This window comes from Neotabrizicola shimadae, from assembly GCF_019623905.1.
GTDB lineage: Bacteria > Pseudomonadota > Alphaproteobacteria > Rhodobacterales > Rhodobacteraceae > Neotabrizicola > Neotabrizicola shimadae.
The window spans coordinates 995,210-1,019,250 of sequence record NZ_CP069370.1 but is presented as its reverse complement, the minus strand read 5'-3'; the positions used below and the strand labels follow the sequence as shown (position 1 = coordinate 1,019,250).

General features: G+C 67.2%; 24 protein-coding genes and 1 tRNA gene. 2 read left to right on the top strand and 23 right to left on the bottom strand.

The features are described 5' to 3' along the window. Position 1: 1 nt before the first annotated feature. The 13 genes from JO391_RS04790 to JO391_RS04730 all read right to left on the bottom strand — a co-directional run bounded on the left by JO391_RS04790 (position 2) and on the right by JO391_RS04730 (position 11,875). Complete coding sequence (locus tag JO391_RS04790) at positions 2 to 946, bottom strand: FliM/FliN family flagellar motor switch protein (protein WP_220663053.1); 945 nt, start codon at positions 944 to 946, stop codon at positions 2 to 4. Positions 947 to 1,018: 72 nt separating this feature from the next. Beyond that, positions 1,019 to 3,712: an ATP-binding protein gene (locus JO391_RS04785; protein ID WP_220663052.1), complete on the bottom strand. Its 2,694-nt coding sequence runs from the start codon at positions 3,710 to 3,712 to the stop codon at positions 1,019 to 1,021. After that, positions 3,713 to 4,018 carry a hypothetical protein gene (locus JO391_RS04780; RefSeq protein ID WP_220663051.1) on the bottom strand — a complete coding sequence of 102 codons (306 nt, stop codon included), beginning with the start codon at positions 4,016 to 4,018 and terminating at the stop codon, positions 3,713 to 3,715. 7 nt (positions 4,019 to 4,025) lie between these two features. Further along, complete coding sequence (locus JO391_RS04775; RefSeq protein WP_220663050.1) at positions 4,026 to 4,418, bottom strand: response regulator transcription factor; 393 nt, start codon at positions 4,416 to 4,418, stop codon at positions 4,026 to 4,028. Positions 4,419 to 4,503: 85 nt separating this feature from the next. Beyond that, the gene (locus JO391_RS04770) at positions 4,504 to 5,754 is read right to left on the bottom strand and encodes an XRE family transcriptional regulator (protein WP_220663049.1); all 1,251 of its coding nucleotides are present in this window, start codon (positions 5,752 to 5,754) and stop codon (positions 4,504 to 4,506) included. A 101-nt stretch (positions 5,755 to 5,855) separates the two neighbouring features. Continuing rightward, positions 5,856 to 6,839, bottom strand: a complete 984-nt coding sequence (locus tag JO391_RS04765) for an ABC transporter substrate-binding protein (protein WP_220663048.1) — start codon at positions 6,837 to 6,839, stop codon at positions 5,856 to 5,858. Between the two features lie 44 nt (positions 6,840 to 6,883). Next, a complete protein-coding gene (locus JO391_RS04760) occupies positions 6,884 to 7,729 on the bottom strand; it encodes an ABC transporter permease (RefSeq protein ID WP_220663047.1) in 846 nt (281 codons plus the stop codon). 9 nt (positions 7,730 to 7,738) lie between these two features. After that, positions 7,739 to 8,836, bottom strand: coding sequence for a porin (locus JO391_RS04755; RefSeq protein ID WP_220663046.1), 1,098 nt, complete (start codon positions 8,834 to 8,836; stop codon positions 7,739 to 7,741). Further along, the gene (locus JO391_RS04750; RefSeq protein ID WP_220663045.1) at positions 8,833 to 9,705 is read right to left on the bottom strand and encodes an ABC transporter permease; all 873 of its coding nucleotides are present in this window, start codon (positions 9,703 to 9,705) and stop codon (positions 8,833 to 8,835) included. The genes JO391_RS04755 and JO391_RS04750 overlap by 4 nt, the downstream gene beginning before the upstream one ends. A 13-nt stretch (positions 9,706 to 9,718) precedes the next feature. Beyond that, positions 9,719 to 10,234: a hypothetical protein gene (locus tag JO391_RS04745; protein WP_220663044.1), complete on the bottom strand. Its 516-nt coding sequence runs from the start codon at positions 10,232 to 10,234 to the stop codon at positions 9,719 to 9,721. Further along, complete coding sequence (locus JO391_RS04740) at positions 10,231 to 10,563, bottom strand: DMT family transporter (protein ID WP_220663043.1); 333 nt, start codon at positions 10,561 to 10,563, stop codon at positions 10,231 to 10,233. The genes JO391_RS04745 and JO391_RS04740 overlap by 4 nt, the downstream gene beginning before the upstream one ends. Then, positions 10,563 to 11,081, bottom strand: coding sequence for a hypothetical protein (locus JO391_RS04735; protein WP_220663042.1), 519 nt, complete (start codon positions 11,079 to 11,081; stop codon positions 10,563 to 10,565). The genes JO391_RS04740 and JO391_RS04735 overlap by 1 nt, the downstream gene beginning before the upstream one ends. After that, a complete protein-coding gene (locus JO391_RS04730) occupies positions 11,078 to 11,875 on the bottom strand; it encodes an ABC transporter ATP-binding protein (protein WP_220663041.1) in 798 nt (265 codons plus the stop codon). Before JO391_RS04730 ends, JO391_RS04735 begins: the two co-directional genes overlap by 4 nt. 170 nt (positions 11,876 to 12,045) lie before the next feature. Between JO391_RS04730 and JO391_RS04725 the strand changes: the two genes are divergently transcribed. Next, positions 12,046 to 12,216: a hypothetical protein gene (locus JO391_RS04725; protein WP_220663040.1), complete on the top strand. Its 171-nt coding sequence runs from the start codon at positions 12,046 to 12,048 to the stop codon at positions 12,214 to 12,216. Between the two features lie 98 nt (positions 12,217 to 12,314). Here the strand turns inward: JO391_RS04725 and JO391_RS04720 are convergent, their stop codons facing one another. The 3 genes from JO391_RS04720 to JO391_RS04710 all read right to left on the bottom strand — a co-directional run bounded on the left by JO391_RS04720 (position 12,315) and on the right by JO391_RS04710 (position 15,802). Then, on the bottom strand, positions 12,315 to 12,974 hold the full coding sequence (locus JO391_RS04720) for an SDR family oxidoreductase (RefSeq protein WP_375155698.1): 660 nt from the start codon (positions 12,972 to 12,974) through the stop codon (positions 12,315 to 12,317). A 38-nt stretch (positions 12,975 to 13,012) separates the two neighbouring features. Further along, a complete protein-coding gene (gene hydA / locus JO391_RS04715) occupies positions 13,013 to 14,464 on the bottom strand; it encodes a dihydropyrimidinase (RefSeq protein ID WP_220663038.1) in 1,452 nt (483 codons plus the stop codon). A gap of 87 nt (positions 14,465 to 14,551) precedes the next feature. Further along, positions 14,552 to 15,802, bottom strand: coding sequence for a Zn-dependent hydrolase (locus JO391_RS04710; RefSeq protein ID WP_220663037.1), 1,251 nt, complete (start codon positions 15,800 to 15,802; stop codon positions 14,552 to 14,554). 132 nt (positions 15,803 to 15,934) lie between these two features. Between JO391_RS04710 and JO391_RS04705 the strand changes: the two genes are divergently transcribed. Further along, complete coding sequence (locus tag JO391_RS04705; RefSeq protein ID WP_220663036.1) at positions 15,935 to 16,588, top strand: TetR/AcrR family transcriptional regulator; 654 nt, start codon at positions 15,935 to 15,937, stop codon at positions 16,586 to 16,588. 8 nt (positions 16,589 to 16,596) lie between these two features. Here JO391_RS04705 and JO391_RS04700 read toward each other — a convergent pair. The 7 genes from JO391_RS04700 to JO391_RS04670 all read right to left on the bottom strand — a co-directional run bounded on the left by JO391_RS04700 (position 16,597) and on the right by JO391_RS04670 (position 24,003). Further along, a tRNA-Arg gene (locus JO391_RS04700) sits at positions 16,597 to 16,673 on the bottom strand. Between the two features lie 53 nt (positions 16,674 to 16,726). Beyond that, on the bottom strand, positions 16,727 to 17,704 hold the full coding sequence (gene speB, locus JO391_RS04695; protein WP_220663035.1) for an agmatinase: 978 nt from the start codon (positions 17,702 to 17,704) through the stop codon (positions 16,727 to 16,729). Positions 17,705 to 17,713: 9 nt separating this feature from the next. Continuing rightward, on the bottom strand, positions 17,714 to 18,838 hold the full coding sequence (locus JO391_RS04690; protein ID WP_220663034.1) for an aminotransferase class V-fold PLP-dependent enzyme: 1,125 nt from the start codon (positions 18,836 to 18,838) through the stop codon (positions 17,714 to 17,716). A gap of 57 nt (positions 18,839 to 18,895) precedes the next feature. After that, positions 18,896 to 20,287 (bottom strand): phosphomannomutase, encoded by a 1,392-nt coding sequence (locus JO391_RS04685; RefSeq protein ID WP_220663033.1) that lies wholly within the window; start codon positions 20,285 to 20,287, stop codon positions 18,896 to 18,898. A gap of 87 nt (positions 20,288 to 20,374) precedes the next feature. Further along, positions 20,375 to 21,964 carry an ABC transporter ATP-binding protein gene (locus JO391_RS04680; protein WP_220663032.1) on the bottom strand — a complete coding sequence of 530 codons (1,590 nt, stop codon included), beginning with the start codon at positions 21,962 to 21,964 and terminating at the stop codon, positions 20,375 to 20,377. Between the two features lies 1 nt (position 21,965). Then, on the bottom strand, positions 21,966 to 23,087 hold the full coding sequence (locus tag JO391_RS04675) for an ABC transporter permease subunit (RefSeq protein WP_220663031.1): 1,122 nt from the start codon (positions 23,085 to 23,087) through the stop codon (positions 21,966 to 21,968). Continuing rightward, positions 23,080 to 24,003: an ABC transporter permease subunit gene (locus tag JO391_RS04670; protein WP_220663030.1), complete on the bottom strand. Its 924-nt coding sequence runs from the start codon at positions 24,001 to 24,003 to the stop codon at positions 23,080 to 23,082. Before JO391_RS04670 ends, JO391_RS04675 begins: the two co-directional genes overlap by 8 nt. Positions 24,004 to 24,041 lie beyond the last annotated feature (38 nt).

The window sequence follows — 24,041 nt, the reverse complement described above, 5'->3', positions numbered from 1 at the left end:
GTCAGGCGGCGGTGCCGATCGGCGCTGCGACGGGCGCCGGTTCGGCCGGCGCGGCGGTCTCAGCCGGCGGGTCCAGCGTGAGCCGGATGGCGCGCATGCCCTGGGTCTGACCCAGCCGGGCCGTGGCGAGGCGGCGGCCGTCCAGCCCATCCACCGAGATGCGATCCAGCGCGGCCTGTGGCAGAGCAAGCACCTGGCCGGGTTGCAGGGTCATGATTTCGGCCAGCGGGAGCGTGAGGCGGGCGATCTGCGCCTCGACCAGGGCGGGGGCGGCGAGGACCTGTTCCCCGAGCGCAAGGGTGAAGGCGGGGCCGGTTTCGGCGGGTTCGGCCTGGGCGCCGCGGGGCGCGGGGCGCTGGCCCCGGCCTTCGGCGGGCAGGGCGAGGATCACCTCGCCCGTCTTGGCGCCGAGGGCGAGGCTGACTTCGGCCCGGAGCACGCGGTAGCTGGCGTCTTCCAGGAGAAGGCCGAGCGGGCGCGCGTCTTCGAGGAACGAGGCGTAGCGGAAGCCGCCCGCCCAGACGAGATCGGCCTCTTCGCGCAGTTCGTCCTGCAGGCCGGAAAGGGCAGCGTCGATCAGGCCGGCGACCAGTGCGGCATCGGTGCGCGTGGGCCGGCGCGGCGCGGGGGGAAGGTTCGTCACGCGACCGATGGTCTGCATTTCGATGATGCCGGCGAGGACGGGGGCCGAGAACACGAGAAGCCCCAACCCGTCGCCCGGGCCTTCCAGGATGGCGACCAGAGCGCGTTCGGGCGGGAGTTCCAGCAGTTCGGCAAGGGTGAGAAGGTCGATGGTGGCCCAGGCCACCTCAAGCGACAGATGCGCCTGATCGCGCGCGGCGCGGGCCAGCGACAGCCGCCAGGACCGATCGGCGCCGGGGCCGCCTTCGGCGGCGGCCAGAGCGCCCGCTGCCAGTTTCCGCCGCATGGCCGAGGATGCCGCCATGTTCTGCCCCCGATCTTCCTTTTCGGGAGGAGACTGGCGGCAAGGCGTGAAGAAACCGTTGCCGACGCCGGTTCAGGCCGCCTGGTCGCGGCGCAGTTGCAGGGGCAGCGTGAGGCGGAAGCCAGTGCCGCCCTGCCCCGGCAGATAATGGATCGAGCCGCCGAGATTGGTCATCACCTCGCGGCAGATCGCGAGTCCGAGGCCGGCGCCGCCGGCCTTGGAGCCATCGGAGAGGCGGGCGAACTTCTCGAAGATCAGGCTTTGCTTGTCTTCCGGTATGCCGGAGCCGTTGTCCACGAAATCCACCGTCACGCGGCCGCGTCGCTGGCGCACGGTGATGCGCAGTTCGGCCTCTTCGGCGGCACAGTATTTGCGGGCATTCGACACGAGGTTGATGAGCACCTGGACAAGCCGGTCCGGGTCGGTGCGCAGGAAGAGGTTCTCGGCCGCCAGGTCGCGGACCACCGTGAAGCTGCGGTCGGGCCGGGTGTTCGAGGCCGAGGCGATGGCACGGTCGATCAGCGACGAAAGGTTCGCAAGCCCCAGGTTCAACTGCACGGTGCCGCTTTCCAGAACGGACAGGTCCAGCAGGTCATCGAGAAGCCGCGTCAGGCGGATCGCTTCTTCGTGGATGATGCGGCCATAGCGCACGACATCGGCTGGCGGCATGTCACCTTCGGACAGGATTTCCGAGAAGGCGCGGATCGAGGTCATGGGCGTGCGCAGTTCGTGGCTGATCTGGCCAAGAAAGGCGTCCTTCTGCTCTGACAGCCGCGTCAGCTTTTCGTTGGCCTCGCGCAATTGCCGGGCGGTGCGCGACAGTTCCTCGGACTTCGCTTCGATCTGCGCGGAATATTCCATGATCTGCGCCGCTTCGCCTGCGACCTTCATCAGGTCTTCAACCGTGACGGTGGCCCCGCCGGCGATCTGGGACAGCATGGCATGGGCAGTGGCCGCCCCGACCGAGCCGGCAAGGCGCCGTTCGAGAATGGCAAGGAAGGCGGGCGTGGGGTCGGGAAGATAACCTTCCTTGCCCTGGGCGCGGGCGCCCTCTTCGAAGAAGGCGAGCGCCTCGTCTTCGCCCAGGATGCGCCGGGCCATCGTGAGCAGGTCTTCCGCTGTGGCGCCGCCGCCGCGCGCCCAGCCTTCCGGGCCGGCCAGCCCCGTTTCGAACACGTTGACGAAGGCCGCACTTTGGACCCGTTCGACCGGGCCGGGAAAGGTGACGAGCGACACCCCGAGGAAGGCAGCGATGTTGAGGCTGAGCGACCAGAACAGCGCGTGAAGCAGCGGATCCATGCCCTGCACGCCGAACAGGGCCTGCGGGCGCAGCCAGTCGATTCCAAGAGGGCCATTGGCGAGGATCGCCTCGACCATCATCCCCCCCTGCCCCACCGATGGCAGCAGGAGCGCATAGGCCCAGACCACGAAGCCCAGAACCATACCGGCGGCGGCTCCGGCCCGCGTGGCGCCCCGCCAGAGGATGCCACCCAGCATGGCCGGCAGAAGCTGGGCCACACCGGCGAAGGCGATGAGGCCCATGGCAGCCAAGGCAGCAGAGCCGCCCGACAGGCGGTAGTAGAGAAGGCCAAGACCGAGGACGGCGATGATCGACAGCCGCCGCGACCGCAGCACCAGCCGGCGCACATCGCCCGACATGGCATTTTCCGGCCGGAACCGGAGCCAGAGCGGCATGACGACATGGTTCGAGACCATTGTGGCCAGCGCGATGGATTCGACGATCACCATGGAGGTGGCCGAGGAGAAGCCGCCTAGGAAGGCCAGCATCGACAGCCATTCCGCGCCCTCGGCCAGCGGCAGGGTCAGCACGAACATGTCGGGGTTGGTCGTATCGGGCAGGCGTTCCAGGCCCATCACCGCGATGGGCACGATGAACAGGCTCATCGCCAGCAGGTAGGCCGGGAAAGCCCAGCCGGCGACGGCAAGGTGCCGTTCCTCGACGTTTTCGACCACCATCACCTGGAACATGCGCGGCAGGGTGATGACCGCCGCGGCAGACAGCAGGATCAGACCCGTCCAGCGGCCCGGCACCAATTGCCAGTCGGAAACCGGCGACGCGGCGATGCGGTCGATCATAGGGCCGACCCCCCCGGCAAGTCCCCAGACCACATAGACACCGACCAGGACAAGCGCCACGAGCTTCACCACCGCCTCGACGGCGATGGCCGTGACGATGCCGTGATGCTGTTCCTTGGCATCGAGATTGCGGGTGCCGAACAGGATGGTGAAGAGCGCGAGCCCCGCCGCCACCCAGATCGCCACCCCGCCCTGATCGGACAGCATCCAGCCCTGCGGCGCATCTGAGGCGAAGGCGCCGAAGGACAGGGTCACGGACTGGAGTTGCAGCGCGATATAGGGGGTGGCGGCGACCACGGCGATCATCGTGGCGATGACGCCAAGCAGGTTGGACTTGCCGAAGCGCGATGAGATGAGGTCGGCGATCGAGGTGACGCGGTGGCGGCGCCCGATGCGCACCAACTTGCGCAGGACAATCCACCAGCCCACGAAAACCAGCGTCGGACCGAGGTAGATCGTCAGGAACTCCAGCCCCGAGCGGGCGGCGTAGCCCACGGCGCCGTAGAAGGTCCAGGCGGTGCAGTAGATGGACAGCGACAGGGTGTAGATCAGCGGAGATCGCAGCCAGCCGGCGGCGCCGCGTTCGGCACGGCGTTCCACGACGAAGGCCACGGCGAACAGGAAGGCGACATAGACAAGGCAGGCCAGGACGAGCAGGTCGAAGGACATTCAGCGTTCGTCCTGCGGGAGCGGCCTTTGCCCTGCGTCGGGGTCATCCTGGGGTGGGTCGGCACTGAGCCCCGGCGCCATGAGTGCGGCGGCGAGAATGAGGAGTGCCCAGGCCGCGAAGAGGTAAAGCCCGTCCATCGCGGTGTCGCGCCCCACCCCCGCCGGCAGGTCGGAGGGAGCCCAGAGGACCGGCAGCAGGAACAGGAAGGCGCCGGCCAGCGGCAGGAGCCGGGCCGCGTCGATCAGGCGGCGGCGGCGATAGCTGGCGCGGGCCAGGAACAGCGGGCTGGAGGGACGGACCGGCATCGGCCCGTCACGCGCGGGCGGCGGCGCGGCCGGGGCCGGCGGCCAGGGCCCGAACGGCGGCCACCATGTCGGCATTGGCGAAGGGCTTGGTCATGAAGCAATCCACGCCCGCACGCTCGGCCGCCTCGCGGTCGCGGCCCTGGCCCTTGGCGGTGAGCATCAGCACCGGAAGGCCGGTTGTCGCCGGGTCGGCGCGCAGCGCGGCGAGGACGTCGAGACCGGACCGATCGGGCAGCATGAGGTCGAGGATGATGAGGTCGGGGCCGATTGCGCGCACCGTGGCCTCGGCCTGTTCGCCGCTGGACAGGACCGTGACCTGCCAGCCGTCGCGCGACAGGATGAAGCGGATCGCTTCGGCGATATTGGTTTCATCCTCGATGAGCAGAACTTTCCCGGCCATCCGGGTCCTCCCCTCACGGTCCCCCCGCGGCCTGGCCGCCGCGCCGTTGGGCGACTATCCGCCGAAAGCGGCGCCCTGTCAAAGATTAGGCGAGCGAGAGGATGGAGGATTCGCGGCGCGCCGGGCAGGCGATGGCTGGGCAGATGCGGCAGGTGGAACCGACTTCGGGCAGCGGGCCGGGGGCCGGGAGGGGGTCGGGCTCGATCAGCATGGCGGCCTCGCGCAGTTCGGGGCCGCCGAAGCCGCCGGGCCATGAGGGCTGGCAGAAGGCGCGCAGGCGGAAGCGGCGGTTGCGCTGGCCGGCGACCTGGAGCCGGGCCTCGACCGGGCGGAGCGGCGTGCCCAGGGCGGCGTAGAGCGGCCAGAGCGGACAGGCCGCGCCGAAGCGCGGGACGGCGAAGCCCTCGGCGGGCTTGCGGAAGGTGAGCGTGCCGGAGGCGTCGCACAGGACGAGGCCGGCGCGGGAACCAGGCAGGAGCGCGATGCGGCGCAGGACATCGGGGATGGTCACCGCAAAGCGGGCGGCAAGGATGGCCGGGTCGGCGCCTTCGTCCAGGGCCGCGCGAAAAGTGGGTTCGGGCATGTCCGTGGCGTCGCGGATGGCGCGGGCGGCAAGGTCGCGGGCCAGCGCGCGGGCGGCGGCCGAGGCAAGCTGATCGAGCCCCTCTTCGCTGGCCTGCCAGTCGCGGGCGGCGAGCCAGTGTTCGACCTCTTCCTGGGGCGAGGCGACGGCGTCCTCCCGGGCAGCGTCGGAGCCGTCGAGATAGGCCACCAGCGCCTCGGCCCCGATGGCGAGGCGTTCGCTGTCTTCGGCGAGGCTGCGGTGGAAGCGGTCGCTCCACTCGGCTTCGATGTCATCGGTTTCGGCGAGGATCCCGGCGATGGAACGGACGGAGGCGGCGGCGGACAGAACCTCGTGCAGCGAGGCGGAGAGGTGCGGGTCATGGCCGAGACGGTCGTTCAGCGCCTCGACCGCGCGGGAGAGCTGGCCCGAGCGGCGGGCCAGCGCGGCGGTCAGGCCGGCCCAGCCGGGAAAGCGGCCGATGAATTCCTCAACGGCGGAGACTTCAGCTTCGGTGCCCTCTTCGGCGGCGGCTGCGGCGCGCAGCTCTTCGGCCAGGGCTGCGCCGGCGCCGCCCTCCAGAATCTCGGGCGCAACCGAGAGCGCCGTGGCCAGACGGGCCAGGACCGCAGGGCCGATGCGGCGGCGGTTGTGTTCGATGAGGTTGAGATAGGAGGGCGACAGGCCGGCGGCGGCGGCCACCGTGGCCTGTTTCAGCCCCAAGGTAAGCCGCCGTTCGCGCACGCGGCTTCCTGTCAGTGCGGTTCCCGGCATCCTGGCTCTCCCGAGGGTTTACAGCCGCAGAAAACTTCACTGGAACGGAAAAGAAAAGCGCCCGGGTTGCCCCGGGCGCCGTCCCGCCGAAGCGAGGATGCTTACTGCAGTGCCTTGTCAGTGATCGCGAGCGTGTAGGCGCCTTCCGGGGCCTTCGAGATCACGGGATCGGAGCCGCCACCGAGCAGGACCTTCACGGTGCGCTCGTAGTCGGCCGGGTCCAGCGCGCCGTTCGAGCCGGCGGTGAGCTTGGCCACCTCGCCCATCATGCGCTTCTGGTGGTTTTCGGTCTGCGCGCCGGTCTCGTCATTTTCCAGCACGATCATCGCGGCTTCGTCGGGATTTTCCTCGGCGTATTTCCAGCCCTTCATCGAGGCGCGGACGAACTTGACCATCTTTTCCTCGAAGGCCGGGTCCTTCAGGTTCTCTTCCATGACGTAGAGGCCGTCTTCCAGCGTCGCCACGCCCTCGTCTTCGTACTTGAAGGTGACGAGCTGTTCTGGCGTGATGCCGGCGTCGATGACCTGCCAGTATTCGTTGTAGGTCATGGTCGAGATGCAGGCGGCCTGCTTTTGCAGCAGCGGATCGACGTTGAACCCCTGCTTCAGCACCGTGACGCCGTTCGCGCTGCCATCCGTCGGGATGCCAAGCGTCGCCATCCAGGACAGGAAGGGATATTCGTTGCCGAAGAACCAGACGCCCAGGGTCTTGCCGGGGAAGTCCTTCGGGCTGGTGATGCCGGTTTCCGCAAGGCAGGTCAGCATCATGCCCGACGACTTGTAGGGCTGCGCGATGTTGACCAGCGGCAGGCCCTTTTCACGGGCGGCGAGGGCCGCGGGCATCCATTCCACGATCACATCGGCACCGCCGCCGGCGATCACCTGGGTCGGCGCGATGTCGGGGCCGCCGGGCTTGATCGTGACGTTCAGGCCCTCTTCCTCGTAGAAGCCCTTGTCCTTTGCGACATAGTAGCCCGCGAACTGGGCCTGGGTTACCCATTTCAGTTGCAGCGTCACATCATCGGCCGCCCAGGCCCCGGCCGAGGCGAAGGCCAGGAATATTGCGCCGGTCACCAGTTTCTTCATTCTTTTCAACCTCCGTGTTGTGCCCCGTCTGCCGGGGCTTTTCGTTACCTGCGTTGCGAGGGGTGCCAGAACGTCACCCCCTTCTCGGCCAGCGACACCAGCCCATAGAAGACGGAACCCGCGATTGCCGCAACGGCAATCTCGGCCCAGACCATGTCGAGCCCCAGGCGGCCGACCTCGGTCGAGATGCGGAACCCCATGCCGACGATGGGACTGCCAAAGAATTCAGCGACAATGGCGCCGATCAGCGCCAGCGTCGTGGCGATCTTCAAGCCGTTGAACAGGAAGGGCATGGCGGCGGGAAGCCGGAGCTTCCACATGGTCTGCCACCAGCTTGCGCCCCAGGTGGCCATCAGGTCGCGCTGCATCCGGTCGGTCGCCTGAAGGCCCGCGACGACGTTGACCAGCACGGGAAAGAAGACCATCACCACCACGACGGCGGCCTTTGAATGCCAGTCGAAGCCGAACCACATCACCAGGATCGGCGCGACTCCGACGATGGGCAGGGCGGCGACGAAGTTGCCGACGGGCAGAAGCCCGCGCGCAAGGAAGGGCGAACGGTCGATCAGCACGGCGACCACCACGGCGGCGCCACAGCCCAGGACATAGCCGGTCAGCGCCCCCTTCACGAAGGTCTGGAGGAAATCGCCCCACAGCAGGTGGCCCGAGGCCGCGAACTTCGCGGCAATGGCAGTTGGTGCGGGCAGGATCACGGGATTGATTTCCAGACCGCGGACCATGCCTTCCCACAAGACCAGGAGCGTGACGCCAAAGACTGCCGCAACGGTAATGCGCCCGGCCCTGGTCTGGCCGAAGGCGGACCGCGCGAGCCAGACGTTGAAGGCCCAGGCCGCCAGCCAGAAAAGGGTCACGAAGACGATCCAGCTCATGTCATGCCCCTAGAATGTCCAGCGTGAGCCGAAGACGAAGGATTCGGAATCGCGGAAGGCGGTGCTTGTTCCGGTCAGCGCGTAGTGGCGGTAGCCGATGTAGAACTCGGTCGAGAGGCGGTCGAAGCGCTGGAGCGCCATGAGGCCCCAGGAGCGCCCAGAACCTTCGAAGCCGATGCCGCTTGAGCCGTAGTATTCGGCGGCAAGGGCGGTCTGGCCCGCGGGCACGAAGGTCGTGATCCAGCCCAGCTTCGCATAGATGTAGCTGCCGCCGTCGATCTGCCGGCCCGCCGCCAGCGCGGTGTTCAGCCCTGTCGGCCTGTCCAGCACGGCAATGGACCCCATGACGGCGCGGCTGTCGCTTTCGCCGGGCTTTTCGGTCAGGGCGTAGCCGATCCCGCCGCCCATATGAAAGCGGCCGTGGTCGTTCACATAGCGCAGGGCGGCGTCGTAGTAGGTGCCCGGCTTGTCATTCAGCTCGTCGTTGCCCGCTGCGGCCGAGAGGGTGAAGCCCGCCCTGTCGGGGCTGTCGTAGCGCAGGCGAAAGCGGCGGCTGCCTTCAAGGTTCACGAAGACATCGCTGATGACGATCTGGGACGGCGTGCCATCGGCCTGCACGAAGGCGAAACCCCCGGCGATGGCCTGGTAATCGGAATACCCCGCCACCACGGTGCCGGATTCGTCGAATTCGGCCACGGCATAGGTGGCCATGTCGCCCTGGCCTGCCCAGAAGGTGCCCGCGTCCGTTCTGGCGAAGAGTTCGAGCTTGCGGATGTCTTCGGTGCTCCAGTCGATCCAGGGTGTGCCGTCCAGCCCCTGCATGGTCAGCTGGTTGGACTGGAAGAAGCCGAGCGCGGTTTCGAAGTTGAAGGTCAGTCTTGCGTCATCGTCCAGGGACCAATCCAGCAGCACGCCGATCCGGCTGTTGGAATCGTTGTTGTCCACGATCTGGCCAATGCTTTGCGCGCCATCGTCGAAGGACAGCCAGACCGGGCTGAGCTGGCCGTAGACGTTGCCCTTGCCCGCATCCGGCAGGCCGAAGTCCAGCGCCTGCGCGGGGAAGGCGGCAAGCAGGACGAGGCCGGCACTGGCGGGATTTGGGGTCATGCGGCCACCTTTCCGAGCCGGCGGTTCATCATCCGCTCGACCGCGCCGACGACCAGGATCAGCATCCCGGCGAGGATCGCGGTGGCAAAGAGCGCGGCCCACATGATCATGGGTTCGCCGAACTGGCTGCCGACCAGCATCCGCGCGCCAAGCCCTTCGGTCGCGCCCGAGGGCAACTCGCCCACGATGGTGCCGACGAGGGCGGCGGCGACGGCGACCTTCAGCGAGGCGAAGAAATAGGGAAGCGAGGCGGGAAGGCGCAGCTTCCAGAACACCTGCGCCTGCGAGGCGGAATAGGTCTTGAGGAGGTCAAGCTGCATGGAATCGGGGCTGCGCAGGCCCTTCACCATGCTGACCAGCACGGGGAAATAGGACAGGTAGGCCGCGATGATCGCCTTGGGGACCAGCTTGCCCTCGATCCCCACCTTGTCTGACAGGACGATGATCATGGGCGCGAGCGCCACGATCGGGATGGTCTGGCTGATGATGGCCCAGGGCATGACCGACAGGTCCATCACCCGGCTTTGAACGATGGCGATGGCCATGCCGACGCCGATGACGATGCCAAGGGCAAAGCCCCACATCGTGGTCTTGAGCGTGAGGAAGCCGTGCCAGACAAGGCTGCGCTTCGAGGTGACGGATTGGCCGGCGATGCCCTTCCAGAGCTCGGCCGCGACCTGATGCGGCGCGGGCAGCACGGGGCGGTCCAGGCTCATGGTCTGGCGCACGAGATCGCCGAAGGGCACGGGGCCGGTGCCGGCGCGAACCGCCTGATCCTGCACCCAGGCGGCGTTCAGCCAGATCACGCCCAGGTACCACAGCACCAGGATGATCAGGAGGACGGCCAGGACCGGCAGAACGTTCTTCATGCGTCGTCCCTGTTCACTGCTTGCCTCCGCTGAACCCATAGGTGGGCATCAGGGTGAGCCGGGCGCCCGAGACGGTGTCTGTGATGTCGATCCGGACGCCGCTGGTGCCATCGGGGTCATCATCGGTGGGGCGGAAGACGGTGGTGACATCCAGAAGCAGCCATTCGCCCTTGGCCACATCGCGCTTGCCGTCGAAACAGGTGCCCTGCTTGACCGGGTCGGACAGGGTGCCATCGGCACCGACGAAGCGCAGGGTGCAGTCCAGTGCTACGGTTCCCGCCGGAAGGTCGGCCCCTGGCAAGAAGCCGGCTTCGAAGCGCAGGCGGTCTCCGGGCGCCGATGTCAGGGCAAGGTCTTCGCTGCTGTCCATCACCACGCGGGCACCGACGCGCAGGCCGTTCTTCATGAGGTTCAGATCCTCGGGCATGGGCGCGGCGGTGGGGCCAAGGTCTCTGCCCTGCCCGACAATGCCGGCTGCCGCCGCAAGGGGCAGCACCGCCACGAGACACGCCGCGATGATGTTCCTCATACCTCGCCTCCCTGCGGCCAGACGATCATCGTCACCGCGACCAGTCCAAGACCCATGCCGGCCAGTTGCAGCGCCGTGGGCCGTTCGCCGAACACCACCATCGCCATCAGGCTGATCGCGACCAGCTGGAAAACCGCCGAAAGCGATATGGCAAGGCCAAGCCCGCTGGTGCGCATCACCTGCACCATCAACGTATTGCCGATGCAGAACAGCGCCAGCGCCCCGGCCAGCACCCAGGGGCCGCCCTGCGTGGCGTAGGTCTTCAGCACGGCATTGGCCGCCACGAACACCACGGTGGAGGCCGCGAGCCAGGGAAGCGCGCCGCCCATCACCGCCCGCCCTGCCAGTTGTAGGTCGGCGCCAGCGCCACGCCGTCGCCGATCACCGTATCCTTCACGCGCACCACAACCGCGCTTGTGCCCTTCGGGTCGGAGGCGCGCGGCTTGAAGCGGAAGTTCAGGTCCAGCGGCTGGAACTGTTCCAGCCCGTCGTGCAGCCGGCCTTCATAGCAGGGCTCGTCGGTCAGAACCTCGTCCGATCCTTCGCCCCGCGCGTCGTAGAAGAAAACCGAGCAGGTCAGGCGAATGGGCCGGTCCTTGGCGCCCGGCTGGACGTAAAAGGCCAGGTCCAGCGTCAGCGTCTGGCCGGCCTGCACGACCGGGGCCAGCGAGCCCTTCTTGCCCTTCACGATGCGGGCGCGGATCGAAAGTTCCTCGTCTATCTTCGTCCATTCCTCGGGCACCGGCTTGTGGTTGCCCAGGCCATAGGCATCCACCAGCGTCTCGGACGCGACCGGCGTTGTCAGCATCAGGGCCGCCAGGGCGGCAAGGGCGAAGCGCATGGTCATTCGTAGCTGTGCCCCGCCCGAAGCCCCTCGCGCACGCGGTGGGCAATCTCGATGAACTCGCGGCTGTCACGGATGTCGAGCGGCCGTTCGCGCGGAAGCGGGCTGTCGATCACATCGGTGATCCGGCCAGGCCGCGGCGACATGACCACGATCTTGGTGGAAAGATAGACCGCTTCGGGAATGGAATGGGTGACGAAGCCGATGGTCTTTTCGGTGCGGGCCCAGAGCTTGAGCACCTCTTCGTTCAGGCGGTCGCGCACGATCTCGTCCAGCGCCCCGAAGGGTTCGTCCATCAACAGGATATCGGCATCGAAGGCCAGCGCCCGGGCGATGGAGGCGCGCTGCTGCATCCCGCCTGAAAGCTGCCAGGGGTACTTGTTGCCAAAGCCCGACAGTTCCACCAGGTCCAGGACCCGTTCAACCCGCGCGGCCTGGTCCTGCGCGGAAAATCCCATGATCTCAAGCGGAAGCGAGATGTTCTTCGCAATCGTGCGCCAGGGGTAAAGCCCGGCCGCCTGGAAGACATAGCCATAGGCGCGCTTGCGACGCGCCTCGTCCGGCGTCAGGCCATTTACCGTGAGCGTACCCCCGGTCGGGTGTTCCAAGGCCGCCACGCAACGCAGGAAGGTGGTCTTGCCGCAACCCGAAGGGCCGATGAAGCTGACGAAATCCCCCTTCGAGATCGTCAGGTTCACGTCCCTCAGCGCCTGGACCGGGCCGTCATTCGTCTGGAACACCAGGTTCAGGCCGCGTGCCTCGATCACCGGGGTGGTTTGGGTAAGGGTGTCCTTCATCGCCGGCTGTTCCCGTCTGTCGTCATGCTGTTTCCGGCTGCTTCGGGTTGAGTTTGCGCCCGGACGTCGATGGCCGGGATGATGGCGCCTTCACATTCCCGTTGCCGGCGGCTGGCAAGATTGCGGTGACCCGCCGGATTTCCCATGTCACCAGCAAAAGGAGACGACCGATGCAAAGCACTCTCGCCTTCGCACCCGAGCCCGAGGACATGGAAGACCTGGATCTCGACAGCGCCATCCTGACCTTCGCGCCGCCGCCCCGGACCGCGTATTGCGATGCGCGGGTCGAGGCGGCCCTGGCCAGTGAGTTGCCGACCACGTTGCAGGCAGAAGCCCACTGAACGCCCCCCGCAAGCGCGGGACACGGATCCGTCGTGCCGCGCGTCCAGGCTGCGGACATGCTGGCGCAAGGGCCGGAGGCATTGGTTCCGGGCTGGGCTCATACCGACCGTGTCAGCCCCCCGTCCACGCGCAGGTTCTGCCCGGTGATGTAGCCCGCCCCGTCCGAGGCGAGGAAGACCACGGTCTTCGCGATCTCGTCCGACGTGCCATATCGCTTCATCGGCACCGAGGCCGCGCGCTCGTCGGTCTTGGGCAGGCTGTCGATCCAGCCGGGCAGAATGTTGTTCATGCGGATGTTCTTCGCGGCATAGGTATCGGCGAAGATCTTGGTGAAGGCCGCCAGCCCCGCCCGCGCCACCGCAGAGGTCGGGAACATCGCCGCCGGTTCAAAGGCCCAGGCGGTTGAGATGTTGATGATCGCGCCGCCACCCTGCGCCTCCATCAGCGGCACGACCAACCGCGTCGCACGCACCACGTTCAGGAAATAGACCTCCATCCCCTTGTGCCAGTCGGCATCGCTGATCTCCAGCAAAGGCCCACGCGGCCCGTGGCCGGCGGAGTTCACCAGCACGTCCACCCGGCCCCACCGATCCTTGGCCGCCTGCACCAGACGGGCGATGTCCGCCTCTTCCTGGTTCGACCCGGTCACGCCGATCCCGCCCAGTTCCGCCGCCAGCGCCTCGCCCTTGCCGGATGAGGACAGAATACCGACCCGATACCCCTCCCCCGCCAGCGCGCGGGCGGCGGCGGCCCCCATGCCGGACCCGCCGGCGGTGATGAGTGCGACTTTCACCCTCACACCCCCGTCGCCGGCACGCCCGTCCGCACCACAGGCCGCGGCGCGGTCAGGTCTTTCCATTGGCTCAGCGCACGGTTCACTGCGGGGCGCGGCTCGCGGGCGACGAACTGGCCATGGCCTTCGCGGGTGCGCACCTCGCCGTCGTGGATCGCCACATGGCCGCGGGTCAGGGTAAAGCGCGGCAGGCCTTTCACCTTCTGCCCCTCGAACACGTTGTAGTCGATCTTCGATTGCTGGCTGGCGGCGCCGATGGTCTTTTCCTTCGCCGGGTCCCAGACCACCAGGTCGGCATCGGCGCCCACCAGAATAGCGCCCTTTTTCGGGTAACAATTCAGGATCTTGGCGATGTTTGTTGAGGTCACAGCAACAAACTCGTTCGGGGTCAGCCGGCCCGTGTTCACGCCATGCGTCCAGAGCATCGGCATCCGGTCCTCCAGCCCCCCGGTGCCGTTCGGAATCTTGGCGAAGTTGCCGAGGCCAAAGCGCTTCTGTTCGGTGGTGAAGCTGCAATGGTCGGTCGCCACCACCGAGAGCGAGCCCGATTGCAGCCCGGCCCAGAGGCTGTCCTGGTGCTTCTTGTCGCGGAAGGGCGGCGACATCACGCGGCGGGCGGCGTGGTCCCAATCGGGGTGGAAGTATTCGCTTTCATCCAGCGTCAGGTGCTGGATCAGGGGCTCGCCCCAGACGCGCTTGCCCAGCATGCGCGCGCGACGGATCGCCTCGTGCGCCTCCTCGCAGGAGGTGTGCACGACATAAAGCGGCACGCCCGCCATGTCGGCGATCATGATGGCGCGGTTGGTCGCCTCGCCTTCCACCTGCGGCGGGCGCGAATAGGCGTGGGCCTCGGGGCCGGTATTGCCCTCGGCCAGCAGTTTCGCGGTCAGTTCCGCCACCACATCGCCGTTCTCGGCATGGACCATGGCGAGGCCGCCCAACTCGCCCACGCGGCGGAACGAGGCGAACAACTCGTCATCGTTCACCATCAGAGCGCCCTTGTAGGCCATGAAATGCTTGAAGCTGGTGATGCCGGCATCGACCGAGGCCGACATGTCCTCCCACACCTTCTGGCCCCACCAGGTGATGGCCATGTGATAGGAGTAATCGGCGCAGGCCCGCCCGGACTTGTTGTGCCACATCTGGGCCGCATCCATCAGGCCCTGGCCCTGGCCGGGCAGCACGAAATCCACCACCATGGTGGTGCCGCCCGCCAGCCCCGCCCGCGTGCCGGATTCGAAATCGTCGGCCGAATAGGTGCCCATAAAGGGCATCTCCAGATGCGTATGCGGGTCGATGCCGCCGGGCATCACATAGCAGCCGGTGGCGTCGAGTTCCGTGCCGCCCTTGAGGTTCGGCCCGATCTCGGCGATCACGCCGTTCTCGATGCGCACGTCGGCCTTGTAGGTGAGGTCGGCGGTGACGATGGTGCCGTTACGGATGATAGTGGTCATTCGGCTCGCTCCCTGAAGGCCCTGCCTTCTTTCGTTCCCCAATATCCTCGGGGGGTCCGGGGGGCAGACGGCCCCCCGGCTTCTCCATCAGTCGACGACCCCCGCCACCTCAAGCACGGCATGCAGCAGCACGTCCGTCCCGGCCGCGGCCCATTCCGGGGAAATCTCCTCGGCCTCGTTGTGGCTGAGGCCATCCACGCAGGGGCACATGATCATCACCGTGGGCGCCACGCGGTTGACCCAGCAGGCGTCGTGGCCGGCGCCCGACACGATGTTCATGTGGGAATAGCCCAGCTTCTCGGCCGCCCCCCGCACCACCTTGACCAGCGCCGGATCGAAGGCCACCGGGTCGAAATGGCCGACCTCCTCGATGGAACAACCCAGGCCCAGTTCCGCCGCCACGGCATGGGCGTGGCGGATGACCTCGGCCTTCATCGTGTCCAGCTTCGCCTGGTGCGGCGAGCGAATATCCACCGTGAAGACCACCTTGCCGGGGATCACGTTGCGCGAGTTGGGGAATACCTTCACCTGCCCCACCGCCCCCACCGCATCGGGCAGGTGGCTCATGGCGATCTGGTGCACCCGCTCGGTGATGCGCGCCATGCCGAGGCCCGCGTTCACCCGCATGTGCATCGGCGTCGAACCGGTATGGGCGTCCTTGCCGGTGAGCGTGATTTCCAGCCACCACAGGCCCTGGCCATGGGTGACGACGCCGATCTCCTTGCCCTCGGCCTCCAGAATCGGGCCCTGCTCGATGTGCAGTTCGAACATCGCATGCATCTTGCGGGCGCCGACCTCTTCGCTGCCCACCCAGCCGATGCGCTCCAACTCCTCGCCGAAACTCTTGCCCTCCAGGTCGGTGCGGCCATAGGCGTAATCCATGGTGTGGATGCCGGCGAAGACGCCCGAGGCCAGCATGGCCGGCGCAAAGCGGGCGCCTTCCTCGTTGGTCCAGTTCGTCACAACGATCGGGTGCCTGGTACGGATGCCAAGATCGTTCATCGTGCGCACCACTTCCAGAGCGCCGAGAACCCCCAGCACCCCGTCATACCGCCCGCCAGTGGGCTGGGTGTCGAGGTGGCTGCCCATGTAGACCGGCAACGCCGCCGGGTCTGTGCCGGGGCGAGTGGCGAACATCGTGCCCATCTTGTCCACGCCCATGGTCATGCCCGCCGCCTCGCACCAGCGCTGGAACAGCGCCCGGCCCTCGGCATCGGCATCGGTCAGGGTCTGGCGGTTGTTGCCGCCCGCCACGCCGGGGCCGACCTTGGCCATGTCCATCAGGCTGTCCCACAGGCGCGCGGGATTGATGCGCAGGTTTTCCCCGGGTGCAGACATGGTGGCTCTCCCTGACCGGGTCTCTTCGGGACCCTTGCGGCGACTCGCTTCCTGACCATATGGTCAGGTCATACGGCATCACAACCTGACCAACCGGTCAACGAAAATCACAGGACCATCCGTCGCGCCCGCATGACCGAAACTGCCCGTTTTTCCCGCACCAAGCAGGCCAGGCGCACGGATATCCGGCGCGAGAATGAGCGTTTGATCCTGGAAGCTGCGGAGAAGGTCTTTGCAGAGGCGGGGTTTGGCGGTGCCACGATCCAGCTGATCGCCGACATGGCGGGCCTGCCCAAGGCCAACCTCCTGTACTACTTCCCCACCAAGGAAGACCTCTACCGCCGGGTGGTGGGCAACATCTTCGAGATCTGGCTGCAGGCGGCCGAGGCGATGGACAATGCCCCCGGTCCGGTGGAAGGGATCGGCGCCTATATCGACGCCAAGATGGAGATCTCGCGCCGCCACCCGCACGGATCCAAGGTCTGGGCATCGGAAGTGATGCACGGCGCGCCGGTGATCCAGGACTATCTGGAAACCACGCTGCGCGACTGGACCGAGGGCCGCGTCACGGTGATCCGCCGCTGGATCGACGAAGGACAGATGGCCCCGGTGGACCCGCGACACCTGTTGTACATGCTCTGGGCCACCACCCAGCACTACGCCGATTTCGGCCACCAGATCGAGACGCTGAACGCCGGCAAGCCCTTGAGCGCCCGGCAATGGGCCGAGGCGAAGGAAAGCGTCAAGCGCATCATCCTGACCGGGATCGGCGCACTGAAGGGCTGAGGGGAAGCTGGCGCACCCGACACGATTCGAACGTGTGGCCTTTGCCTTCGGAGGGCAACGCTCTATCCAGCTGAGCTACGGGTGCGTGGCGCGGTCTATAGCGGCTTGGGGGCGCAACCGCAACGGGGGAAACGCCGATCAGACATCGGGCCGCGCGCCCTGCGCCCAGGCTTTCAGGCACAGCATCTCGATGGCGATCATCGCGGCGGCGTTCGAGGTCATCTCGGCGTGGTCGTAGGGCGGCGAAACCTCGACGACGTCCATACCGGTGAAATCCACGCCCTTCAGCGCGCGCAGGATCGCCAGCGCCTGATAGCTGGTTAGCCCCCCGGGCACCGGCGTGCCGGTTCCCGGCGCCGTCGCCGGATCAAGGCAGTCGATGTCGAAGGTCAGATAGGACGGGCCGTCCCCAAGCGTCTCGCGGATGACCTGCGCCACCGCTTCGGCGCCCATCTCATGCACGCGGTCGGCGTGCAGGATGGTGATGCCGTGGCTTTGCTCGCCGCGGAAACAGGTGCGGATGCCGACCTGCACCGACCGACTGGGGTCGATGAGCCCCTCGCGAACGGCATAGGCAAACATGCTGCCATGATCGAGCCGGCCGTCATCGCCCTCTTCCACATCGCGGTGCGCATCGAACTGTACGATGCCCAAGGGTCCGTACTTCGCGGCATACGCGCGCAAGGTGGGATAGGTGGTGAAATGGTCGCCGCCCAGGTTCAACGTGGTAGCCCCGGCGGAAAGCACGCTCGCCACATGTGCGGTGATCGCATCGGGAATGGTCTGGGGGCTGCCCCAGTCCCACTCACAATCGCCGTAATCCACACAGGCCAGCGTATCGAACGGGTCAAACCGCCAGGGCCAGACCGGCCCCCAGGCGTGCTGCGCCGTGGCCCGGCGAATCGCCTCCGGGCCAAAGCGCGTGCCGGGACGGTTCGACACGGTGATGTCCAGCGGGATGCCCGTTACCGCCACATCCACGCCGGTCAGGTCACGGGTGTACTTGCGCCGCATGAAGGACAGCGTCCCGGCATAGCTGGCCTCGAAGGTCGAACCCTTCAGGTCATTCCGCCGGAACGCCGCATCGGTCAGCGGCTGGCCCACATCCTTGCCCATGCCCGCCCCCTACAGCGCCGCGTCCAGCGCTCGGGTCAGCCTCGCCACGGTGCCTGGCACGTCCTTCAGCTTGTCCAGCCCGAACAGACCCAGGCGGAAGGTTCGGAATTCGGCCCCCTCGCCCACCTGCAAGGGCACGCCCGCCGCGATCTGCACACCCTGAGCGCGGAACTTCGCTCCGTTCTGGACATCGGGATCCTCGGTGTAGCTGACCACCACGCCGGGCGCCTGAAAGCCCTCCGCCGCAACCGAGGGGATACCACGGCGGCCAAGCTCGGCCCGTACCGCCCGGCCCAGTTCCCATTGCGCGGCCTTCGCCGCCTCGAAGCCCATGGCCTTCGTCTCCATCATCGCGTCGCGGAAACCCAGGATGGCATCGGTCGGCATGGTGGCGTGATAGGCGTGGCCGCCGCCCTCGTAGGCCGCCATGATCGCCCGCCACTTCTTCAGGTCCAGCGCGAAGCTGTTCGACGTGGTCGCGGCCAGTCGCTCCTCGGCCCGGGGCGACATCACCACAACGCCGGCCGAGGGCGAGGCAGACCAGCCCTTCTGCGGGGCCGAAACCAGCACATCCACGCCGGTCTTGCCCATGTCCACCCAGATGCAACCCGAAGCGATGCAGTCCAGCACCATCAGCGCGCCGACCTCATGGGCAGTAGCGGCCAGGGCGGCGATATAGTCGTCGGGCAGGATGATGCCGGATGAGGTTTCCACATGCGGCGCAAAGACCGCCTCCGGCTTCACCTCGCGAATCTTCGCCACGACCTCTTCGATGGGCGGCGGCGCATAGGGCGCACGCGCCGTGTTGCCGGCCGGGCGGGCCATGACGACATGGGTTTCGGCGGCAAAGCCGCCGGCCTCGAAAATTTGTGTCCAGCGATAGCTGAACCAGCCGTTCCGCACGATCAGTGCGGTCCCGCGCCCGAACTGGCGCGCGACGGCCTCCATTGCATAGGTGCCGCCGCCGGGAACCAGGGCCACGGCAGAACCGCCGTAGACCTCTTTCAGGGTGGCCGAGACGTCGCGCATCACCTGCTGAAAGCGGGCGGACATGTGGTTCAGCGAGCGGTCGGTGAAGACGACCGAGAATTCTTCAAGGCCATCTGGGTCGATATGGGCGTGCAGTCCGGGCATGGGTTCCTCCCTTGTTGGGCGAAGCCTAGTGCGCCGGCGCGCCGGCGTCAGCCCCTCTCACGCCCCGAGCTGTTTCGCCAATTTGCCCAGGTATCGCGCCAAGAGTGCTTCGGCCCGGTCGGCGGTGTCGGCTTCGGCATAGCAGCGGAACTCTGGTGCATTGCCGGAGGGGCGCAGGTGCAGCACGTCTCCGCCGGCGAAGGTCACGCGCAGGCCGTCGGTCAGGTCGATGCCCGTCTCCGGCCCCATGTCATCGAAGAAATCCGCGCGGGCGGCGCCATCGGCGATCAGGGATTTCAGGAAAGGGGCAGAGGCTTCGGTCGGGATGCCCACCACCCGGTCGGCGGCGGTAAAGCGCGGGGGCAGCGTGGCCACAAGATCGGCCAGCGTCTTGCCGGCCGCCTTGGCCGCAGCCAGCGGCGCAAGGATCGGCAGCAGGCAATCGCGCGTCATCAGCGGCGCAAGCGGCCCGGCGGGCAACTGTGCCGTAAAGCCCAGAAGGAAGCCGCCATTCGCCTCGTAACCCACGACCTTCGCCGCCGGATCGGCGGCGAGGATCGCCTCCATCCCCGCGATGACGAAGGGCGAGCCGATCTTCGTGCGGCTGACGGTGAACCCCATCTGGTCCACCAGCGTGTTCGACGACACCGGCGTGACGATGCGGGTCGCGCCCAGATATCGCGCCGTCAGCGGGCCCAGCACGTCGCCTGGCACCACGCGGCCCGCGGCATCGGCCACCAGCGGCCGGTCGGCATCGCCATCGGTCGAGACCACCGCATCCAGCCCATGCGCCTTCGCCCATACCGGCAGTGCCGCGCGCACCTCGGGCTCCACCGCCTCGGTATCCACCGGGATGAAGGTCTCCGACCTCTCGATTGCCACCGTATCGGCACCCAAGGCGCGCAGCACCTGGTGCATCACGTCGCGGGCAACGGTGGAATGTTCATAGACCCCGATCCGCAGACCCTTCAGCGCCTCTGGCCCGAAGGCATCGGCATAGCGGCGCGCATAGGTAGCCAGAACGCCGGCATCCGAGCCAGGGTCGAAGGCCGTGCCCTGCCCCGCACCCTTGCCCAGATTTGCGAGGATCGCAGCCTCGTCGGTCTTGGCGATCTCGCCCGTGGGCACATAGAACTTCAGCCCGTTCCGGTCGGCCGGGATATGGCTGCCGGTGACCATCACCGCGGCATGGCCCGCCGACATCGAACTCAGCGCCAGCGCCGGCGTCGGCACCAGACCGGCGCCGATGGGCGTCATCCCCGCAGCCTTCACCGCCCCCGCCACAACGGCGGCAATGTCCGGCGACGAGGGGCGCAGGTCCCAGCCGATATGCACGGCACCGCCGTTCGGGCAGGCGGCGATGAAGGCCTGCACATGGTCGGCCACCAGGTCGGGGGTCAGTTCCGTGACCAGGCCGCGAAGACCGCTCGTGCCGAACTTGGGTGCCATATGCCGCTCCTTCAAATGCCGGGATGAACCGGGGCGCATATGGGCAAAGAAGCCGGCCGGATGCAACGCCCTCCGGCCGGCCCTGCCTCAGGCGAAGGCAGCGGCCATCAGTCGGCGGGTATAGGCCTCGCGCGGGGCGTCCATCACCTCGTCGGGGCTGCCCTCCTCGACCAGCTTGCCGTCCTTCATCACCAGGATGTGGTCGGCCATGGCCCGCACCACCGCCAGGTCATGGCTGATGAACAGATAGCTCAAGCCATGGGTCCGCTGCAGGTCGCGCAGCAGTTCCACGATCTGCTTCTGCACCTGCCGGTCCAGCGCCGAGGTCGGCTCGTCCAGCACCACGACCTTCGGCTTTAGGATGATGGCCCGCGCAATGGCGATGCGCTGGCGCTGCCCGCCGGAAAACTCGTGCGGATAGCGGTTGCGCAAGCTCGGGTCCAACCCAACCTCCACCATCGCCTGCGCGGCGCGCCGCTCCCGCTCGGCCGAGGTGATCGAGGGTTCATGAACCAGCAGCCCCTCGGTGATGATCTGGCCCACGTTCATGCGGGGGCTGAGCGAGCCGAAGGGGTCCTGCATCACGATCTGCACCTCTCGGCGCAGCGGGCGCATCTGGGCCACGTCAAACCCTGTGATGTCACGCCCTTCCAGCCGGATCGCCCCGGTCGAGGGCAGAAGCCGCAACAGCGCCCGCGCCAGGGTGGACTTGCCCGAACCCGACTCGCCCACGATGCCGATGGTCTGGCCCTGCTGCAGCGTCACCGACACCTGGTCCACGGCCCGGAACATGCGCCCGCCAAAGCCCAGGAACCCGCCGCCCAGGTCGAAATCCACCACGATGCGCTGACCCGAAAGCACCACCGGCGCCGAAGGCGCCACCGGCGCCTTGCGACCCTCGGGCTCGGCGTGGATCAGTTCGCGCGTGTAGGCGGCCTTGGGGTTGGCGAAAAGCTCCGCCGTCGGCGCCTCTTCCACCACCTCGCCATGGCGCATCACCGCCACGCGCGTGGCAATGCGGCGCACCACGTTCAGGTCATGGGTGATGAAGATCATCGCCATGCCAAGCCGCTTCTGCAGGCCCGCCATGAGCTCCAGGATTTCCGCCTGGATCGTCACGTCCAGCGCGGTTGTCGGCTCGTCCGCGATCAGAATGTCCGGTTCGTTGGCCAGCGCCATGGCGATCATCACACGCTGGCGCTGCCCGCCCGACAGTTCGTGCGGATAGGCCTTCATGCGCCGTTCGGGTTCCGGCACCTTCACCAGCCCCAGCATCTCCACTGCCCGGGCGTGCGCTTCGGCCCGGCCGATGCCCTGGTGCTGCATGATCGGCTCGATCAGCTGGCTGCCGATCGGATACAAGGGGTCCAGCGAGGTCATGGGCTCCTGGAAGATCATGGTGATCTTGCGGCCGCGCACCTTGTTCAGTTGCGCCTTCGGCAGGCCGATCAGGTTGGTCCCGCGATAGCTGGCGGTGCCCGAGGCCCGGCCGTTCGCGGCCAGCAACCCCATCACCGCCATCATGGTCTGGCTCTTGCCCGAGCCCGACTCGCCCACCACCGCCAGCGTCTCGCCGGGGCGCACGTCCAGCGCGATGCCCTTCACCGCCTCGGACGGGCCGTCGATGGTGTCGAAGGTGACGCGCAGGTCGCGGATGGAAAGGATCGGTTCGCTCATCTCAGCGGTCCTTCGGATCAAGCGCGTCGCGCAACCCGTCGCCCAGGAAGTTCAGGGCGAAGAGCGTGGAAATCAGGAAGAAGGCCGGGAAGAACAGCAGCCAGTTCGCCGCCGGCATGTTCTTGGCGCCCTGCGAAATCAGCACGCCCCACGACGACATCGGCTCCTGCACACCAAGGCCCAGGTAGGACAGGAAGGATTCCAGGATGATCACCTGCGGCACCAGAAGCGTCATGTAGATCACCACGGGGCCAAGAAGGTTCGGCACGATGTGGCGGATCAATATGCCCCACCGGCCCACGCCCATCGCCTCGGCCGCCTGCACGAATTCCATCCGCTTCAGGGCCAGCGCCTGGCCGCGCACGATGCGCGCCATGTCCAGCCACATCACCGCCCCCACGGCCAGGAACATCAGGATGAAGTTCCGGCCGAAGAACACGACCAGCATGATGACGAAGAAGATGAAGGGCAGCGAATAAAGGATGTCTACCACCCGCATCATCGCCTCGTCGGTCTTGCCGCCGATGAAGCCCGCCGCCGCGCCATACAGCACGCCGATCACCACGGCGACGATCCCGGCCAGAAGCCCGATGGTCAACGACACCCGCCCCGCCACCAGCGTCCGGGTCAGAAGGTCGCGCCCGGTGTTGTCGGTGCCGAAGTAGAAGAACTTCTGCTGCACGCCCGTCGTCATGGTGGCCGACTTGCCGTCGGGCGCCATCTCGGTCACCGCCGTGCCCTCGAACATGTCCGACCGGTCGATGTAGCGGCTCACCCGCTCGTCAATCTCGCGCTTGGACGCCACGTTCAGCGTGATGAGCGAGCCGTCCTGCGACCAGTCCACCAGTTCCAGCCTGCCCTTCTTCACCGCATCTTCCAGCGAAGGCTCGATCATCTCGGGCGTGGGATAGGCCGATAGCCGCGGTGGCACGCGGGTGTAATCCTGGTTGATCGTGGTGAAATTGTTCGGCGTCACCATCGGCCCGAAGATGCACAGCACAGCCATCAGGATCAGGTAGGCCCCGCCGACCATGGCGGCCCGGTTGGCCTTCAGCCGCGCCCAGGCATCGGCCCAAAGCGAACGCCCGCCGGTCGCGGCGGGAAGGACGGTCATGTCAGTCATAGCGCACCCGCGGGTCGACCACGGCGTAAAGCACGTCGACGATCAGGTTGAAAAGGATGGTGAAGATGGCGACCACGATCACCGTGCCCATCACGATGGTGTAGTCGCGTGCCAGCGCCGCATCCACGAAATAGCGGCCGATGCCGGGAATGCCGAACACGGTCTCCACGATGATCGAGCCGGTCAGCAGCGCCGCGGCGGCCGGGCCGGCATAGCTCAGGATCGGCATCAGCGCACCGCGCATGGCATGGCGCACCACGATGGACCAGTCCGAAAGCCCCATCGCCCGCGCCGTCCGGATGTGGTGCGACCGCATCGCCTCGATCATAGAGCCGCGCATCAGGCGCGCCACGATGGCCAGCTGTGGCAGGGTCAGCACCAGGATCGGGCCGACCTTGTTCACCCAGGCCCCGTCACCCCAGCCGCCGACCGGAAACCACTTCAGCGACAGCGCAAAGACCAACTGGAACACCGGCGCCACCACGAAGTTCGGGATGGTGCTTCCGGCGGTGGCGAGAGTGATCACCGCGTAATCCGCAGGCTTGTTCTGCCGCAGCGCCGCCAGCACGCCCAGGGCCGATCCGACCACCAGCGCCAGCGCCAGCGCCGTGGCGCCCAGCTGGATTGAGATCGGCAGGCCGGTGGAGAACAATTCGGCCACGGTGAACTCGGGCCGCGTGAAGGACGGGCCGAAGTCCAGCCGCAAAAGGCCCTTCAGGTAATTCAGATATTGCTGCCAAAGCGGCAGGTCCAGTTGGTACAGCCGTTCCAGGTTTGCCTTGACCACGGGGTTCAGCGGTTTTTCCTGCGCGAAGGGGCCGCCGGGGGCGATGCGCATCAGGAAGAAGCTGATCGTCACGATCAGGAACAGGGTCGGGATCGCGGTCAGGAACCGCTTGAGAACGAAGCGCAGCATCGGCGGGCTCCGGGGGCGTTCGGGAAAAAGGGAAAGGC